The following is a 16,420-nucleotide window of genomic DNA, read 5'->3' as shown; positions in this document are numbered from 1 at the left end:
AACGAAAAAACGGCAAATCGCGTCAGAGCCCGAGGCGGCATAAAGCGTCAAAAGTGACACTTTATGGTGATTTGCCCATAGCGCCGCCACATCAAGAGAATTGGCGCGCCCGGAGGGATTCGAACCCCCGACCAATGGCTTCGGAAGCCACTACTCTATCCGGCTGAGCTACGGGCGCGTGGTGTGATGCGCGCTGGATGGGCAATCCGGGAGGTGCGGGCCAGCGGCGAAGCGGGAGTATAGCGGAGTTGGCGCAGGCTCGCCCACATGACGCGTTTTTCGCGGGCGCGGCGGCTTACCCGAGCCATCTCTCCCGCGGCGGTCGCCGCAGGAGAGAGGCTGGGGCGCGCCTGGATCAGCGGGCCTTGATCAGCTGGCTCAAGGTGTCCGGCTTGCTGGTGTCGCGTTCCAGATGCGGATACTTCAGGCCGCCGTGGTAGTCGATGCGCACGGTCTTGTACTCATCGAAGTTCTTCACCAGCAGTTCGATCGGCTGACTGGTGTCCTTTGCCGCGGCGGTCACTGCATCCTTGAGCGCATCCGGGTCGTAGCTGCGGCCGTTGACGGCGACGATGTTCATGCCCGGCGAGATGCCGGCATTGAAGGCCGGGCTGTCCCAGAGTACATCGTTGATGGAACCTTCCTTGCCCAGGGAGAGGCCCAGCGAGTACATGAAATCGGCGCTCTTGCGGAAGGCTTCCACCGCCTTGATCGCATCGGACGGCTTGTCGTTGTAGACCAGCTTCCAGCCGTGTGCCTCGAGGCCGCCGATCAGCGGGCCATGGCCGTCGAGGCGCGTGCGCAGGTAGGTTTTCCAGTCGTACGGTGCGATGTCGTTGAGGGTCTTGACCACGTCGTCGAAGGTGTAGGTGTCGACGTCCCACGCGCCCGGGTTCACACCGAAGAAGGCTTTGGCGAAATCGTCGATGGTCTTCTTGTTGCCGGTGAGTTCGCGCAGCTTGCCGTCGACGTCCAGCCAGATCATCTGCCCGGCGGAGTAGTAATCCTCGCTACCCTGATAGTTGCGGTACGGCAGCGGGCGGCGCATGGCGATGGTGGGATCGTTGGTGGTGTCCTGCACGTTGCGCCAGCTGGCCAGGCCGGGGCGGCCCTTGTCGTAGGTGGCGGCAACGGCGGCGAGCATTTCCTCAAATTGCTTGTCGCTCCACAGGCCGGAACGCGCCGCCATCACCTGGCCCCAGAACTGCGTCTGGCCTTCGTACACCCATAGCAGCGAATCGCCCATCGGCACGTTGTAGTTCGGCGTGGACAGGTCGAAGCCGCGGCGGTATTTGCCGTCCCAGGAGTGGTTGAACTCGTGCGAGAGCAGATCGCGCATCACCCAGCTCTTGTCCCATTCGGTGAAGTAGCCGGTGGGCGTGCCGTCTTCGCTGGAGCGGTGATGTTCCAGGCCGTTGCCGCTCATCTTGTCGCTGAGCGAGAACAGGAAGTCGTAATGGTTGTAATGATGCGCACCGTACAGCTTGTACATCTGCTGCACCAGCGCGCGATGGACTTTGAGCTGGTCGGGCGTGATCGCCAGGTATTTCGGATCGTCCGCCACCAGGTCCATATGCACCGGCGTGCTTGCGCCTGGGTCGAGATCGACGCGCTTGAAGTACTTGCCGGCATAGATGGGCGAGTCGACCAGGTCGTCATAGTTGATCGGCTTGAAGTGCACGGTGCCGCCGTCCTGCGCAGCCACTTCCAGCGCCGAACCGAACTGCCAGCCGGCCGGCAGCGTGACGCTGGGTTCGGTCTGGATCTGGCGCGCGTAATAGCCGGCCGGGTACAGCGTGACGGTGTTCCACTGCAGGTCGAGCATTTCCGGCGTCATCACCACGCGGCCCTCGCGGGTGTCCTGCGGCGAGAGGAACTGGAAATCCACGTCCACGCTGCTGGCGCCCTGCGGTACGTCGACGTTGAACGCGTAAACGTTGTACTCGTCACGCGTCCACGGCAGCACCTTGCCGTTGGCCTTCACCACCAGACCGGCGAGCTTGTCGATCGGGCCGGTGGGCGAGTGGTTACCCGGTATCCACTGCGGATACAGCAGCGTGAGCTTGCCTGCCGCCGCCACCGGGATCGTTTCATGTACGCGGAATATGCGATGGGCGAGGTCGGTGGCGTCCACGTCGATCTTCAGCGCACCGGCGCTGTAAGGAACGTTCTGCGGCGCGGGCACGTCGTCGGCATGAACGACAAGGGCGGTGCATCCCAGCACGGTGGCGAAGATGGCGGCGGCAAGCGGGGTACGTTTCAAAGGGGGTCTCCTGATGCGATGCCGCCAAGCTGAACGCGAAGGCGACGCAAGGCCACGATCCTAGCCACGCGCACACGCGCTGCCCCCCTGCCAGAGGTCACGCGCAGGCCTTGCCGGGCATGGAATTGCACGCCGAAAAGGATGACGCAGCGTGGACAGCAAAGCTGAATATCAAGCGGTCCGCAAAATGTCCGGCGAAGTTTTGTTCAGGACTTACGTTACAAACTTGTTACGTCGTGTATCCCCGCACGGCCCCTCGTCGCGACCTCCCCATCGCGTCGAAGGCACATAACAAAGAGATGGAGCCCTCCATGAATAAGCTAGCCCTCTCGGCCGCCGTGGCCGCGCTTGCCCTGTCCCCTGTGCTGAGCCAGGCCGCTCATGCGGACGACAGCACCCCCACCTACGGCGCCAACGTCAACCCTAACTGGCAAGACAACTTCTTCGTTGATGGCCAGCTCGGCCAGACCCAGGCCCGCACCAGCCTGCTCGACCACAACAACAGCGTGTTCCAGAACGTGCGCTTCGGCTGGCGCTGGAACGGCATCGTGGGTCCGGAAATCGGTTATGCCTACCTCGGCCGCCCGAAGGCTGATATCGGCGACGGCTTTGCCTCGCTCTCCGCGAAGGCCCGTGCGGTGACCATCGGCGTCAACGCCAAGTACAACGTGTACCAGAACTGGTTCGTGACCGCGCACGCCGGCTACCTGCGCTCGCAGACCAAGTTCGCTTATTCCGGCAATCTCGGTGGCGACTACACGACCTATAACAACGGCGTGTTTGCCGGCCTGGGCGTTGGCTACGACCTGACCAAGAACGTCAGCGTCGGCCTGAACTACGACGACTACCGTATCAACTCCGGCAACAGCACCAGCGCGAACTACGTTGGCGTGGGCCGTAACCGCACGAACGTGGCAGCGTACTCCGCTTCGGTGGAATACCGCTTCTGATGGATCGCTGCACGCAAGTGCGAGCTGTTCGGAAACCCCCGGCTTGCCGGGGGTTTTCTTTTGGATCCCCGGGGATCGGCTGTCCCTAAAGTTCGCGCGGCCCGCGCCGATAACTCTTTCCGATTGCGCCTTTTGAAGCGCACGCGCCTTTTCCCCCTGAGGACCAATCCATGAAAACCGTACTCGCCGCGACCTTGCTGCTGGTCGCCCCCATCGCCGCCCATGCCTGTGCCGCCACCGATTTCGCGATCCAGGACGTCAAAGTTGCCGCCGTCGGCAATGGCATCGCCACTCGCCTGAGCGTGAAGGGCAAGCTGGTCAACAACTGCACGTCCGCTGCCGCCGCGCAGGTTCGCCTGGATGCGAAGGACGGCTCCGGCAACGTGCTCGCCTCCAGGGTGGGCTGGCCCGCCGGCACCACCAACGTCAGCCCCGGACAGTCGGTGGAATTCGACCTGGGCCGCCTGCTGCATTACCAGTCGGACATGCAGAGCTATTCGCTCAGCGTGGTCGACGTGAAGTCCTGGTAAGACATTTCCAGCCTCACAACTCGCTTGTGAATCCGCCGACGGCATCTGCCGTCGGTTTTTTTTGATGCATACCCGGCAGCGCATCCAGTGGATGCGGCGGCGGCATGCGTGCGCCCTAAAGTTTCGTATCACTCAGGCCGATAGGGATTACAAGCCGTGCTCTTGGCGATCCGACCCGAGGACTGATTCATGAAAACCGTACTCGTCGCGACCCTGCTGCTGGTCGCTCCCATTGCGGCCCATGCCGCCTGCGCAGCCACCGATTTCGCGATCCAGGACGTCAAAGTCTCCGCGGTTGGTACGGGCATTGCCACCCGCCTCAGCGTGAGGGGCAAGCTGGTCAACAACTGTTCCGCACCTGCCGCCGCGCAAGTTCGCCTGGATGCCAAAGACGGCTCCGGCAACGTGCTCGCCACCAAGATGGGTTGGCCTGCCGGCACCACCAACATCAGTCCGGGGCAATCGGTGGATTTCGACATGGGTCGCCTGCTGCATTACGACTCGGATATGCAGAGCTACTCGCTCACCGTGGTCGACGTGAAGGCCTGGTAAGACGCTGCAACCGCCAAAACATTGCGTGTGAACCTGCCGGCGGTGCTAGCCCACACCGTCGGCTTTTTTTCGCATTAACGCGCGTAGGCCGATTGATTCCGGCGGATTGTCACTGCGGCGTTCGCCCACTGCTGTCCGGGGAAATTTTTCGGAAGCCTTGCTGACGACAAGATGCTCGCGCAAGGTTCCATTTCACCCGGCCGTCATTCCCGCGAAAGCGGGAATGACGTCAAGCAAAAAAAGAGTGCTGCGTTGAATTCGAGTCACTTACCGAGCATGAGTGCTGAAATCCTGGTCTTTGCGATGCTTTCGCTAATCTGCAAAATTTTCCCCGGACAGCAGTGGGCGAACGCCGGAATGACGGCCCGCCCTGAATAGCATCGACGCGGACCTTGTATTCAGAGCGATTAAAGCACCTGAGAACAGGTTCTACTTCGCAGGAACGGGACGATGCCGAAGAGCGCGAGATGCGCGCCTAAGTTGTCGCCATTGCGGTCAGTGCAAGGTAAACAACTTGTCAAAACCCGCCACCCGCAAGGTGCCGCGCAACGCGCTGCTGGCGTTGACGATGCGAATCTCCGCCCGATCGCCGCCGGCATGCTCGCGCAGCAGCAACAGCATGCCCAGCGCGGAGCTGTCCATGCTTTCCACTTCGCCCAGATCGATCACATAGCTGCGCACCGGCTTGTGCTCGCCCAGGCAGGCTTCGTGGAAGCTGCGGTGCACGCTGAAGTCGAAGCGGTTGCTGAATTGCAGGGTGAGGCAATCCTGCTCGGTGTCGTGTTGAACGTGCAGGTTCATGAGCTTGGCTCCTTAGAACAATTCGATTTCGCCGGCATCCATGCTGTTCTGCAAGGCCGGACCGCGCGAACGGATGCGGGCCTTTTCGCGCTGCAGCGCCAGGCGCTCGCGCACGCGTTCGGAATGCTGGCGCAGCACCTGCGCATCGAACGACTCGCACGCCAGCGTTTCGATGTCGCGCGTGGTTTCGGCCGCAACACCCTGCAGTTCCACCAGGCGCGTCCGCGTCTGGTTGAGCAACTGGCTGAGGATGTCTTCGAACTGCAGCGAGCGGATGGTGGTGGATACGTCGGTGCCCAGGCCGCGGTTGATCTCGACCACCTTGTCGGCAACCGCGGTGGTGCGTGCATCGCTTTCGGTCACGTGCGCCATCATGGCGTCGATGCCGCCCTTGGCCGACAGCGCCACGTTCAAATCCTGCGAGGCCAGTTCGCCGACCAGGTCGCGCACCTGCTCCATCGCGATGCGTGCGCGTTCCACGTGGCTGCCGATCTGCTCGTTGAACTGGTTGGAATGGCTGGCGAGGTTGCGGATTTCCCCCGCCACCACGGCGAAGCCGCGGCCCGCCTCGCCCGCGCGCGCCGCTTCGATCGCGGCGTTCAACGCCAGCAGATTGGTTTCTTCGGCAATCGTGTTGACGTTCTTCAACAGTGCGAACACCGCATCCATTTCCTTCGACATGCCGTCGATGCGATAGACGATGCGCAGGCTTTCACGCGAGAGCTGCACGATCAGGCCGACGAAGTGCTCCAGCAGATCGCCGGTGCGCGTCGCGAAATCCTGCACCGACACGCCGCCGTTTTGCACGTCGATGATCTGCTTCAGCAGCGACTGCTGCAGGCCGGTCTTCTGCGACAGGCCATCGAAGCCGCCGCCGAGTTCAGATACCGCATCGCGCAGCAGATCCAGCGCCTGGTGCAGTTCGCGCGAGGCGTGACCGAGTTCGTCGACCAGTGCGCCGCGCACGTCTTCCAGGGCTTCGCGCACCGGGGCAGGGTCGGGCGCCGGCGGGGCTTCCACCACGATGGCCGACGCCGACAGGCGCCGGCATTCGAAGATCCACACCGCGCACACGGCGGTGACCAGCATTGGCGCCATCCACACCGGATTCCAGATCAGGCAGAGCAGCAAGGCGGCCAGGCTGGCGCCGATACCGACGAGAGGGCGTGGAGCGGAGGCGGGAAGAATGGCGGACATAAGCAATTCCGATACGTCAGGATGCGGCGCGTCGTGCGCCGGCAAAAGGTTGATGCGCCAGCACCAGCAGGCGTGCGGCGATGTCTTCGAGCGGGAGTTTTTCGTCGGCAGCGCCGAGCTTCCAGGCCGCGCCGGGCATGCCCCACACCACCGAGCTGGCTTCGTCCTGCACCAGGGTGGGTGCGCCGCTTTCGCGCATTTCCAGCAGGCCGCGCGCACCGTCGTCGCCCATGCCGGTCAGCAGCACGCCGATGGCGGCGGCACCGATGCTGGCGGCGGTGGAACGGAACAGCACGTCCACGCTGGGCTTGTGGCGATTGACTTGTGGACCGTCATGCAGGCGGCAGACATGCTTGGCGCCGTCCCACATCACCAGCAGATGTTCGCCGCCGGGCGCGATATAGGCGTGGCCGGGCTGGATCGGCTGGCCGTCACGTGCTTCGCACACGCGCATCGCCGAGCAGTTGTTCATGCGTGTGGCGAACGGGCCGCTGAAAGCCGCGGGAATATGCTGCGTGATGACGATCGGCGGCGCATCCGGCGGCATCGATTCCAGCAGCACGCGAATCGCCTCGGTGCCGCCGGTGGAAGCGCCCACCGCGATGATGCGCATGCTGCCGCGCGTGCCGGGCGATTGCGAACGCGGCAACACCGCATCGGCGGAAAGGCGCGGCGGCACCTCGATTTTCTGCACCTGCGTGTAAGGGCGCGGACGCGTCCGCGCGGCCAGCTTCACCTTCGCGCAGATTTCCTGCGCGCTCTCGGCAAAACTGTTGGCCAGGTCGCTCGACGGCTTGGTGAAGAAATCCACCGCGCCGATTTCCAGCGCCCGTAGCGTGACTTCCGCACCGCGTTCGGTCAGCGACGACACCATCACCACCGGCATCGGCCGCAGGCGCATCAGGTTTTCCAGAAAGGTCAGCCCATCCATGCGCGGCATTTCCACGTCGAGCGTGAGCACGTCGGGATTGAGCTGCTTGATCTTGTCGCGCGCGATCAGCGGATCGGCGGCCACGCCGACGACCTCGATACCGGGATCGGAATCGAGCATGGCCGACAGGAGCTTGCGCACCAGTGCGGAATCGTCGATGACCAGGACACGGACTTTTTCCATTACCGCCTTCTCACTCAATGCCTCTACGCAGGGGAGCCCTAAAACAGCTCCACCTCTCCCTTTATCGGATCGTTCGCCAAACGCTTGAGGTAACGCTGCTCGTTGGCGGCCAGTTCGGCGTCGCGCTGGCTGCGCAGCTGCCTCACGCGAACCCTGCCGCTGACCGGGAAAAACTGCAGCTGGCGCGGGTAGATATCGCCCACGTCCTCGGCCACCACCGGCAGCCGCTCGGTTTCCAGATAGCGCTTGACGAAGCTGATGTTGCGCTGGCCGACGTCGGTCATCTGCGCCAGCACACGGCCGCCACCGAAGATCTTCACGGTGAGCGCTTCGCGCCGGCCACCGGCTTTCAGCACGGCATTGATGAGCTGCTCCATGGCGTCGCTGCCATAGCGCGCGGCGCGGCCCACTGCCAACGACCAGTCGTTACGCTCGCCGCCCATCGGCTCGGGCAGCATGAAATGGTTCATGCCGCCGATGCGGCGCTCGGCATCGCGCACGCAGGCGGAAACGCACGAGCCAAGCACAGTGGAGATCATTTCCTCCTGCGTGCTCACGTAGTACTCGCCGGGCAGTACTTTCACCGTCATGCAGCTGTGCGTGGGATCCCAGAACCGGCGCATGTGCTCGAAACCGGGCAGCACGGGCTCGCTGGTAGTGGGCGCAACGGCAATGCCTCGAACAGGGGCGGTCATAGGGCACGCTTCCGGTAAACGGTACGGCCGACCAGTTCAAACGAATCGCTGAGGCCGTACATCGATTCGGAGTGGCCCAGAAACAGATAACCGCCCGGCTCGAGCAAGCCGGCATAGCGCTCGAACAAACGCTGCTTGGTCGGCTTGTCGAAATAGATCACTACGTTGCGGCAGAAAATCGCATCGAACGGCCCGCGCATGGGCCAGTCGTGCAGCAGATTGAGCGGCTGGATGGTGACCAGCTCGCGCAGGCGCGGATGCACGCAGGCGGTGCCTTCATAGCGGCCCTCGCCACGCAGGAACCAGCGGCGGCGGCGCTCGTCGCTGATGCCGCCCATGCGGTCGAGCGCATACATGCCGCCACGCGCGTGTTCCAAGGCTTGCGGCGAAAGATCGGTGGCGAGGATGCGCGCATCGACCTTGCTGCCGGTGCGTTCCAGCGCTTCGGCCAGCACCATCGCCAACGCATAGGGCTCTTCCCCGGTAGCGCAGCCGGCGGACCAGATGCGCAGGCGGCCGTCGCTTTTCTTCGCTGCCAGCCAGCGTGGCAGCAGTTCATCGACCAGCAGGTCGTAATGATGCATCTCGCGGAAGAACGAGGTGACATTGGTGCTGATCGCACTGGCCAGTTCGCCCAGTTCACCGTCCGGGTCCTGGCGCAGCACGTCGCAATAACCGCCGAAATCCTTCAACCCCAATGCGCGCAGGCGGCGCAGCAGGCGGCCTTGCACGAGCTGGCGCTTCTGTTCGCTGAGCGAGATGCCGCAATGCTTGTAGACGAAATCGCGCAGGAACTCGAACTCGCTATCGCCAAGCAACGGGCCACCCGCGCTCGTCATCGCAGCATGGAAGTCGGATGCGGTTGCGGTGTTCATGACCCTCGTCTCATTGTGCGAGCGGATGAGGCCGCTCGAAGGTGAGTGATTTACGCGCTCTCGTTGCGCCGGCGTAACTCCTTTCGCTGGCCGGCGGCGTCCCCAGGCAACCGGCTAACGGAATCTCTTGCTACTACGCCTTCCTCTGCGCAGTGCAGAGGAAGAGCCGCATCAAAATTCCTTCCACACATCGCTGTCGGTCGTCGCCGGCACCGGAGCGCGGCGCGCTGCAGCAGCCGGCGGCGCAGACTGGCGCACCGCGGCGAACACGGCTTCGGTCTCAGCCAGGATCTCCGCTGCCTTCGGCTTGACCGGCGCGGCCGCAGCCTCCTCGCCGAGGCGGAAGAAGCCCACTTGCCGCGACAGCTCGCCGGCCTGTTCGTGCATGGCGCGTGCGGCAGCGGAAGCTTCTTCCACCAGCGCGGCGTTCTGCTGCGTCATCTCGTCCATCTGCGACACGGCGTTGTTGACCTGGTCGATGCCGGCCGATTGTTCCTGGCTGGCCGCGGCGATCTCGGCCACGATGTCGGTGACCTTCTTGACGCTGTCGACGATGTCGGCCAACGCCTTGCCGGATTGATCGACCAGTTCCGACCCTGTGCGCACCTTGTCGGCGCTGTCGTTGATCAGCAGCTTGATTTCCTTCGCCGCACCGGCGCTGCGCTGCGCGAGGTTGCGCACTTCCGTCGCCACCACCGCAAAGCCGCGGCCCTGTTCGCCGGCGCGCGCCGCTTCCACCGCGGCGTTCAGCGCAAGCAGGTTGGTCTGGAAGGCGATTTCGTCGATCAGGCTGACGATGTCGGAAATCTTGCGGCTGGAGCTGTTGATCTCGCGCATCGCAGTGACCGCCTGCGCCACCACTTCACCGCCGCGCTCGGCCTGTTCGCGCGCACCGCGCGCAAGCTGGTTGGCGTGGCTGGCGTTTTCGGCGTTCTGCTTCACGGTAGAGGTCATTTCCTCCATCGACGAGGCGGTTTCTTCCAGGCTGGAGGCCTGTTCCTGCGTGCGCTGGCTCAGGTCGTCGTTGCCGCGCGCGATCTGCTGCGCGGCCGTGCTCACCGCATCGGAGCCGTTGCGCACTTCGGCAACGATATCCACCAGGCGCTGATCCATCGTGCGCAGCGCGGTGAGCAATTGCGCCAGTTCATCCGTACCCTTTACTTCGATGGCATGGCCCAGCTTGCCGCCCGCGATTTCGTTGGCGACCTTCATCGCGTAGCTCAGCGCATGCGAGATCGAACGGATCAACAGCGTGGACCGCAGTATCGCGAACAGCAGGCCGGCAGCCAGCGCAATCAGCGTAATCATGCGGATGCGCTGATAGCTCTTGACCTGGTCGGCGTAGATCTGGCCGGCTTCGTCGCTCTGCACTTTTACAAGCTTGGCCAGCGCGTCCTGGCGCTGCATCATCAGCGGACGCAGTTCCATTTCCACCAGGTCGGAAGCGCCATTGTCGGACTGCTTGATGGCATCGAGCACATCCTGCTGGGCCTGGCTGTAATCCTTGTCGGTGGAATGCCAGTCCTTGGCCGCCGCGGCGACCGCCGGGCTGGTCTGTTGCTTGGCAAAGCGCCCTTCGTAAGCCGTTGTCTCGGTCTGATAGCGCTGGAATTCCGCCATCTTCTGCTTCACCTGATCGGCTTTGCCGACCAGCGAGGCCGCTTCGCTGAGCGTGAGGAACGACTTGAGCGAGTCACTGCGTACCTGGTCCAGGTACTGGCTGGGCACCATGCCGGCTTCGTAGATACGTTGCGTGCCGGCGTTCTGCTGTGACATCGAGTAGAGCCCGATAGCCGCGCCGGCCAGCAACATGACGCCGAGCAGGCCGACCAGCATGATCAGCCGCGCGCGTACCGTGAGCGATTTGGATTTGAATGTCGGGAAACGCAATTTCATGGGGTGTTGTCCTTCAGGCGACGGCTTTCACATCAGCAGCCGCATCGAGCGCGGCATCGAGCATCTGGGCATCCTGCGGTTGCAGCAGTTTGTCTGCGTCGAGCAGCAACACCATGCGGTCGCCGACCGAGGTCAGTCCTTTCAGATATTCGGTATCCACGGTGGTGCCCATGTCCGGCACCGGGCGAAGCGCATCGTCGGCGACATCGAGCACGTCGGAGACGGCATCCACCACGACACCGAACTGGCGGCCGGCCACGGTGATGATCACGGTGACGGTGGTGGCGTTGTATTCCTCGCGCGTGAGGCCGAAGCGCAGGCGCAGATCGATCACCGGCACGATCGCGCCACGCAGGTTGAGCACGCCAAGCACGTAGTGCGGCGACTGCGGAATGCGCGTGACGGGAGTCCAGCCGCGAATCTCACGCACGGCCAGGATGTCGATACCGTATTCCTCGTGCGCAAGGTTGACGGTGAGGTATTGGGCTTGATCAGACATGGTTCGCCTCGTGGATGGGAGCAGGTCCAGTTGCTGCTCCCCGTTCGTAGGAGGAATCGGCGGTTGCGGGGAAAACTTGAGGTGGAGGGGGTGCTGGAATCGGCCATGAGAAGCCCCTCTCCCGAGCGCCTGGTTGGCGTTGCGCTCCCGTTTCGCGGGATGCGGTTCCCTCCCCTGCTTGCAGGGGAGGGCTAGGGTGGGGTTGCTTGTGCTTTAGCGCGCGACCGGATGCCGCCGGGTAACTTTGGGTTGCAGGAATGGATACCGAAATATTTGCGTCTTAGCCGATCTCTGAGCCCTGCCGCTCGCTTCGCTCGCACCCCACCCCAACCCACCCTGCAAGCGGGGGAGGGAGCGGCTCAAGCCTAGTCACCTATCGCCACCAGAGCGCCAGTGGCCAGACTTGGCTTGCGCGCGGCTACTTTCCCCCCGGCATGCACCACCCCATGCACCCGGAAATACCCCATCTGCGCATTCAACCGATCCGCCTGCTCCTGCATGGCACGCGCCGCCGCGGCCGCCTCTTCGACCAGCGCGGCGTTCTGCTGGGTGGCCTGGTCCATCTGCATCACGGCCCGGTTCACCTGTTCGATGCCGCCGGATTGCTCCTGGCTGGCCGCGGCCATCTCGTCCACGATGTCGACCACCTTCTTCACGCTGGTCGTGATCCCCGCGAGCGCCTGGCCGGATTCGTCCACCAGCTGCGCGCCGGCCTGCACCTTCTCTTCGCTGTCGCCGATCAGGGTCTTGATCTCCCTGGCGGCGCGGGCGCTGCGCTGCGCCAGGTTGCGCACTTCATCGGCAACCACTGCAAAGCCCCGGCCCTGCTCGCCGGCATGCGCTGCCTCCACCGCCGCATTCAGCGCCAGCAGATTGGTCTGGAAGGCAATTTCGTCGATCAGGCCGACGATGTCGGCGATCTGCGCACTGGCCTGCTGGATACCCTGCATGGCCATGCTGGCGCGGACGGCAACCTCGCCGCCGCGCTCGGCCTGCACGCGCATGGCGATGGCAAGCTGGCTGGCGTGCCGGGCGTTGTCCGCGCTCTGCTTTACGGTGGAGGTCATTTCTTCCATCGAAGCGGCGGTTTCTTCCAGGCTGGAAGCCTGTTCCTGCGTGCGATAGCTGAGGTCGTCGTTGCCGCGAGCGATCTGCTGCGCGGCCGACGTCACCGTCTGCGCGCTGCGCTGCACTTCCCCCACCACCTCGGTCAGCTTGCCGCGCATGCGCTCCAGCGCATCGAGCAGGCTGCCAGGCACGGCGGCCGTTGCCTCGTCCTGGCGCAGGTCGCCATCGGCAATGCGCGAGGCAATGGCCAGCGCCACGCTCGGTTCGCCACCGATGCTGCGGCGGATGCTGCGCATGGATTCGCCCACCACCAGCATCACCAGCAACGCGACGATGCCGGCGCGCAGCAGCCGGCGCATCAGCATCTGCCGGAACTGCGCGTTGATGTCGACGAAATACGCGCCGGCCGCGACATGCAGATCCCACGGCTTGTAATACGCGGTATAGGTAATCTTGTGCTGGTCGCCTTTGGCGCCGGGCATCGGCCACATGTATTCGGTGAGGCCATGGCCATCTTGCTGATCGGCGGCCAGCATGTCGCGATACAGGTATTTGCCGGTGGAATCGTGGTCATCGCGAATGCTCTTGCCATCCCGCCCGGGCATGATCGGATGCATGTGCATGACCAGATTCGAATCGAACACGTACACGTAGCCAGTGCCGTTGTTCCAGCGCAGCGCGGACAGCGCCTGCATCGCCTGCCGCTGCGCGTCCGCGTCGTTGAACTCGCCTTTCGCCGCACGCTGGCGGTAGCTGTCGATCAGCGACGTGGCGGTAGCCACTTCATCGCTCAACGCGCGTTCCCGTGCCTGCATCAGCATGGTGCGACCGTCCAGGGACGACATCACGGTGAGCGCAAGCAACCCGGCCACGGCCACGGCGATAACCAGCCATACCCGCGCCGACAGGCTGAGGCGTTCGAGCATTTTCAATGGGGACTTCATAACGGCAACCTTCGATGACATGGGAGGACGGGGCCAAACGCCCCACCGCACTCCATGCCCGGTTGCGCAGCCTTCTCTGCGTGCAACCGATGACGATGCGGAGTCCCTCCCCAAACTCCGCAACGTTTTTTCGTCAGCGCGTAGGTTGGGGTGAGGCGACAGCCAAACCCCAACGCCGCCATGTGCATCTCATGTTGGGGTTCGGCTGTCGCCTCACCCCAACCTACGCCGCCTTGCGTCGCGACTGCAGGCGGATCAATCCGGCCACGTCGACGATCAAGGCCACCGAACCGTCGGCCAGGATGGTCGCGCCGGAAATACCGTCCACACGTCGGTAATTGGCTTCCAGGGATTTCACTACCGCTTGTTGCTGGCCGACCAGTTCGTCGACGAACAGGCCGATCTGCGTGCCGTCCGCTTCGACCACAATCACCAGGCCGTCTTCGATCTGCTGCCGCGCATCGGCGCAACCGAACTGCTGGTGCAGGCGCACGATCGGCAGGTATTCGCCGCGGAAGCGGAACAGCTCGCCGCCGCCGGTCACGCTGCGCACGGCGTCGGCACGCAATTGCACCGATTCCACGATCGACACCAGCGGCACGATGTAGCACTCGCCGCCCACGGCTGCGCTCAAGCCGTCGATGATCGCCAGCGTCAGCGGCAAGGCGATGGTGAACGTGGTGCCCTGCCCCGCGCGGCTCTTGATGCCTACGTTGCCGCCCAGGTCCACCACGTTGCGGCGAACCACGTCCATGCCCACGCCGCGCCCGGACAGATCGGTAGTGACCGTCGCGGTGGAGAAGCCCGGCTGGAAAATAAGCTCGCCGACGGCTTCATCACTCAACGTGTCGCCGCTATTGATCAAACCCTTCTGCACGGCCTTGGCGATGATGGCGTCGCGATTGAGGCCGGCGCCGTCATCGGAGATTTCCACCACGATCGAACCGCCGCGATGGAACGCTTCCAGGCGCAACGTACCCATGTCGCCCTTGCCGGCGGCACGGCGCTTGTCCGGTGTTTCCAGGCCATGGTCGATCGCGTTGCGCACCAGGTGCACCAGCGGATCGCCGATTTTTTCCAACACCGTCTTGTCCAGTTCGGTGTGTTCGCCGACCAGGTCCAGCTTCACCTGCTTGCCCAGCTTCTGGCTGAGATCGCGCACCAGGCGCGGGAAGCGGTTGAACACCGAGCCGATCGGCAGCATGCGGATGCCCATCACGCTTTCCTGCAGCGTGCGCGTGTGCCGCGCCAGTTGCGCCAGGCCGTGTTGCAGCATCGCCAGGCGCGACGGATCGAACTCTTCGCGGAACTGGTCGAGCATCGCCTGCGTGATCACCAGCTCGCCGACCAGGTCGATCAAGCCGTCGATCTTGTCGATCGCCACGCGCACGGAGCCGGCATCGTTGCTGCTGGCCGCCGCGGTACGTGTTGTCCCTGTCGCACCGCCTGCACCCGCGGCCGGTGCGGCCACCGCCTCGACCGCGGGTGCAGGCGGCGGCGCGGCGGCAACGAGCGGCTCGATGAGGAGATCGCATTCGTCTTCGACCCACTCGAACACCGTCTTGATCGCATCCTGGCTGACCGCGCCGGTCAGTTCGATGCGCCAGCCTAGGTGGCATTCGGAAGGGTCGAGCGCGTCCAGCGTGGGCACACGATCCAACTGTGCCTCGACGACCAGCTGACCGAGCGCAGCCAGTTCACGCAACAGACGCAACGGGTCGTTGCCGCCGGCCAACATGCCGGCGTGGGGACGGAATTGAATGATCCAGCCACTGGAAGCGGCAGGTTTTGCGGCAGCCTTGTCCGCGGTCGCGGGCACATGGTTGCCGGCTGCCGCAGCAAGCTGCTGCTTGAGGTGTTCGCTGTCTGCGTCAGCCAGCGGCTTGCCGCCCTGCGCACGGTCGAACATGCTACGCAAGCAGTCCACGGTGCGCAGCATCAGTTCGATGATGGGCTTGTCGATGGCGCGACGGCCATCGCGCACCTGGTCGAGCAGCGATTCGGCTTCGTGCGTCAGCGCCGCCATGTCCGGAAAACCGAAGGTGGCCGAGCCGCCCTTGATCGAATGCGCCGCGCGGAAAATGCTATGCACCAGCTCCGCGTCGCCGCCCTCGTCGAGCGCCAGCAATGCCGCCTCCATGGCATCGAGGCCTTCGAGGCTTTCCTCGAAGAAGGCTTGATGGAATTGGGCGATGCTGATGCTCATGGGAAGCTCAACTCTCTATGGACCTGCGTAGGTTGGGGTGAGCGCACGCGAACCCCAACATGGATGTGTACGAGCATGGCGATGTTGGGGTTCGCATGCGCTCACCCCAACCTACTTTCAACCAAGCACGCGTTTCACCGTGGCCAGCAGCTGCTCCGGGTCGAACGGCTTCACCAGCCAGCCCGTTGCGCCGGCCGCCTTGCCTTCCATCTTCTTGTCCGTATTGGATTCGGTGGTCAGCATCAGGATCGGCACGCCTTTGTATTCAGCACGCGTGCGCAGTTCGCGCACCATGCTGATGCCATCCATCACCGGCATGTTCACGTCGGCCAGCACCAGGTCGAACTTGGAGGATGCCGCCGTATCCAGCGCCATCTGCCCATTCTCCGCCTCGCTCACGTCATAACCAGCGCTGCGCAGCGTGAATGCCACCATGCCGCGCATCGACGCCGAATCGTCCACCGCAAGAATCTTCGCCATCTTCCACCTCGAGTTCAGGCCGGCTTCTTCGCCGGCAATGCCAATGCTTCCACCAGCCCCAGCTGGCTCGCCGCGTCATGCAACGGTGCGCTTGCCCCCGCCCATTGCAGCTGGCGCTCGCGCTTTTTTGCCTCGCGCTGGAACACCACCAATAGTTGCAGCGCGGCCGTATCGACGCGATCCACCGTGGTGCCGTCCAGGACGATCTGCGAGGATTCCAGGGCATTGCGCAGTTGCGTGTGCAGTGCGCCGACCTCGGCGATACGGCAGTCGGCAGGCATGCTCACTCGCGCCTCGTGTTTGCTTTTGCCGCCCATGGTGGTCGCCTCGCTGGGTTGGTCTGTTACGAG

Annotated in this window: 15 protein-coding genes and 1 tRNA gene; 3 read left to right on the top strand and 13 right to left on the bottom strand. The window is 63.8% G+C overall.

Translation table 11 applies throughout. The annotated features are described in order from the left end of the window. Positions 1–101: 101 nt before the first annotated feature. Together VMA74_RS16405 and VMA74_RS16400 are read right to left on the bottom strand one after the other, a co-directional pair. Positions 102–178: transfer RNA gene (locus VMA74_RS16405), tRNA-Arg, on the bottom strand. A gap of 177 nt (positions 179–355) precedes the next feature. After that, positions 356–2,263: a M61 family metallopeptidase gene (locus VMA74_RS16400; RefSeq protein WP_414649625.1), complete on the bottom strand. Its 1,908-nt coding sequence runs from the start codon at positions 2,261–2,263 to the stop codon at positions 356–358. A 311-nt stretch (positions 2,264–2,574) separates the two neighbouring features. Here VMA74_RS16400 and VMA74_RS16395 point away from each other — a divergent pair, with 311 nt between their 5' ends. The 3 genes from VMA74_RS16395 to VMA74_RS16385 all read left to right on the top strand — a co-directional run bounded on the left by VMA74_RS16395 (position 2,575) and on the right by VMA74_RS16385 (position 4,295). Continuing rightward, entirely contained in the window at positions 2,575–3,213 is a 639-nt protein-coding gene (locus VMA74_RS16395; RefSeq protein WP_325368877.1) for an outer membrane protein, read from the top strand. A 170-nt stretch (positions 3,214–3,383) separates the two neighbouring features. Continuing rightward, positions 3,384–3,743, top strand: coding sequence for a hypothetical protein (locus VMA74_RS16390; protein ID WP_325368875.1), 360 nt, complete (start codon positions 3,384–3,386; stop codon positions 3,741–3,743). Positions 3,744–3,932: 189 nt separating this feature from the next. Then, positions 3,933–4,295 (top strand): hypothetical protein, encoded by a 363-nt coding sequence (locus VMA74_RS16385; RefSeq protein WP_325368873.1) that lies wholly within the window; start codon positions 3,933–3,935, stop codon positions 4,293–4,295. A 495-nt stretch (positions 4,296–4,790) separates the two neighbouring features. Here the strand turns inward: VMA74_RS16385 and VMA74_RS16380 are convergent, their stop codons facing one another. The 11 genes from VMA74_RS16380 to VMA74_RS16330 all read right to left on the bottom strand — a co-directional run bounded on the left by VMA74_RS16380 (position 4,791) and on the right by VMA74_RS16330 (position 16,387). Then, entirely contained in the window at positions 4,791–5,096 is a 306-nt protein-coding gene (locus VMA74_RS16380; RefSeq protein WP_325368871.1) for an STAS domain-containing protein, read from the bottom strand. 12 nt (positions 5,097–5,108) lie between these two features. Continuing rightward, on the bottom strand, positions 5,109–6,293 hold the full coding sequence (locus tag VMA74_RS16375) for a methyl-accepting chemotaxis protein (RefSeq protein ID WP_325368869.1): 1,185 nt from the start codon (positions 6,291–6,293) through the stop codon (positions 5,109–5,111). 16 nt (positions 6,294–6,309) lie between these two features. Then, the gene (locus tag VMA74_RS16370; RefSeq protein WP_325368867.1) at positions 6,310–7,407 is read right to left on the bottom strand and encodes a chemotaxis response regulator protein-glutamate methylesterase; all 1,098 of its coding nucleotides are present in this window, start codon (positions 7,405–7,407) and stop codon (positions 6,310–6,312) included. Positions 7,408–7,445: 38 nt separating this feature from the next. Continuing rightward, a complete protein-coding gene (gene cheD, locus VMA74_RS16365; protein ID WP_325368865.1) occupies positions 7,446–8,102 on the bottom strand; it encodes a chemoreceptor glutamine deamidase CheD in 657 nt (218 codons plus the stop codon). Then, positions 8,099–8,977, bottom strand: a complete 879-nt coding sequence (locus tag VMA74_RS16360; RefSeq protein WP_325368863.1) for a protein-glutamate O-methyltransferase — start codon at positions 8,975–8,977, stop codon at positions 8,099–8,101. The genes cheD and VMA74_RS16360 overlap by 4 nt, the downstream gene beginning before the upstream one ends. 171 nt (positions 8,978–9,148) lie before the next feature. Further along, on the bottom strand, positions 9,149–10,873 hold the full coding sequence (locus tag VMA74_RS16355; protein WP_325368861.1) for a methyl-accepting chemotaxis protein: 1,725 nt from the start codon (positions 10,871–10,873) through the stop codon (positions 9,149–9,151). 13 nt (positions 10,874–10,886) lie between these two features. Further along, positions 10,887–11,372, bottom strand: a complete 486-nt coding sequence (locus VMA74_RS16350) for a chemotaxis protein CheW (protein WP_325368859.1) — start codon at positions 11,370–11,372, stop codon at positions 10,887–10,889. A 365-nt stretch (positions 11,373–11,737) separates the two neighbouring features. Beyond that, a complete protein-coding gene (locus tag VMA74_RS16345) occupies positions 11,738–13,384 on the bottom strand; it encodes a methyl-accepting chemotaxis protein (protein ID WP_325368857.1) in 1,647 nt (548 codons plus the stop codon). Between the two features lie 223 nt (positions 13,385–13,607). After that, a complete protein-coding gene (locus VMA74_RS16340; RefSeq protein ID WP_325368855.1) occupies positions 13,608–15,590 on the bottom strand; it encodes a chemotaxis protein CheA in 1,983 nt (660 codons plus the stop codon). Positions 15,591–15,707: 117 nt separating this feature from the next. Beyond that, positions 15,708–16,070 (bottom strand): response regulator, encoded by a 363-nt coding sequence (locus VMA74_RS16335; RefSeq protein ID WP_188793618.1) that lies wholly within the window; start codon positions 16,068–16,070, stop codon positions 15,708–15,710. A gap of 14 nt (positions 16,071–16,084) precedes the next feature. Further along, positions 16,085–16,387, bottom strand: a complete 303-nt coding sequence (locus VMA74_RS16330; protein WP_325368849.1) for an STAS domain-containing protein — start codon at positions 16,385–16,387, stop codon at positions 16,085–16,087. Positions 16,388–16,420 lie beyond the last annotated feature (33 nt).

The organism is Dyella sp., assembly GCF_035508675.1.
Taxonomy (GTDB): domain Bacteria; phylum Pseudomonadota; class Gammaproteobacteria; order Xanthomonadales; family Rhodanobacteraceae; genus Dyella_B.
Note: the sequence above shows the minus strand (reverse complement) of the source record. Positions and strands in the feature narration are given on the sequence as shown.

Bases quoted from the DNA above. Each gene is read 5' to 3' on its own strand.
- VMA74_RS16360 (WP_325368863.1), bottom strand. From the start codon at position 8,977: ATGAACACCGCAACCGCATCCGACTTCCATGCTGCGATGACGAGCGCG.
- cheD (WP_325368865.1), bottom strand. From the start codon at position 8,102: ATGACCGCCCCTGTTCGAGGCATTGCCGTTGCGCCCACTACCAGCGAG.
- VMA74_RS16385 (WP_325368873.1), top strand. From the start codon at position 3,933: ATGAAAACCGTACTCGTCGCGACCCTGCTGCTGGTCGCTCCCATTGCG.
- VMA74_RS16335 (WP_188793618.1), bottom strand. From the start codon at position 16,070: ATGGCGAAGATTCTTGCGGTGGACGATTCGGCGTCGATGCGCGGCATG.
- VMA74_RS16355 (WP_325368861.1), bottom strand. From the start codon at position 10,873: ATGAAATTGCGTTTCCCGACATTCAAATCCAAATCGCTCACGGTACGC.
- VMA74_RS16370 (WP_325368867.1), bottom strand. From the start codon at position 7,407: ATGGAAAAAGTCCGTGTCCTGGTCATCGACGATTCCGCACTGGTGCGC.
- VMA74_RS16375 (WP_325368869.1), bottom strand. From the start codon at position 6,293: ATGTCCGCCATTCTTCCCGCCTCCGCTCCACGCCCTCTCGTCGGTATC.
- VMA74_RS16380 (WP_325368871.1), bottom strand. From the start codon at position 5,096: ATGAACCTGCACGTTCAACACGACACCGAGCAGGATTGCCTCACCCTG.
- VMA74_RS16395 (WP_325368877.1), top strand. From the start codon at position 2,575: ATGAATAAGCTAGCCCTCTCGGCCGCCGTGGCCGCGCTTGCCCTGTCC.
- VMA74_RS16340 (WP_325368855.1), bottom strand. From the start codon at position 15,590: ATGAGCATCAGCATCGCCCAATTCCATCAAGCCTTCTTCGAGGAAAGC.
- VMA74_RS16345 (WP_325368857.1), bottom strand. From the start codon at position 13,384: ATGAAGTCCCCATTGAAAATGCTCGAACGCCTCAGCCTGTCGGCGCGG.
- VMA74_RS16350 (WP_325368859.1), bottom strand. From the start codon at position 11,372: ATGTCTGATCAAGCCCAATACCTCACCGTCAACCTTGCGCACGAGGAA.
- VMA74_RS16390 (WP_325368875.1), top strand. From the start codon at position 3,384: ATGAAAACCGTACTCGCCGCGACCTTGCTGCTGGTCGCCCCCATCGCC.
- VMA74_RS16330 (WP_325368849.1), bottom strand. From the start codon at position 16,387: ATGGGCGGCAAAAGCAAACACGAGGCGCGAGTGAGCATGCCTGCCGAC.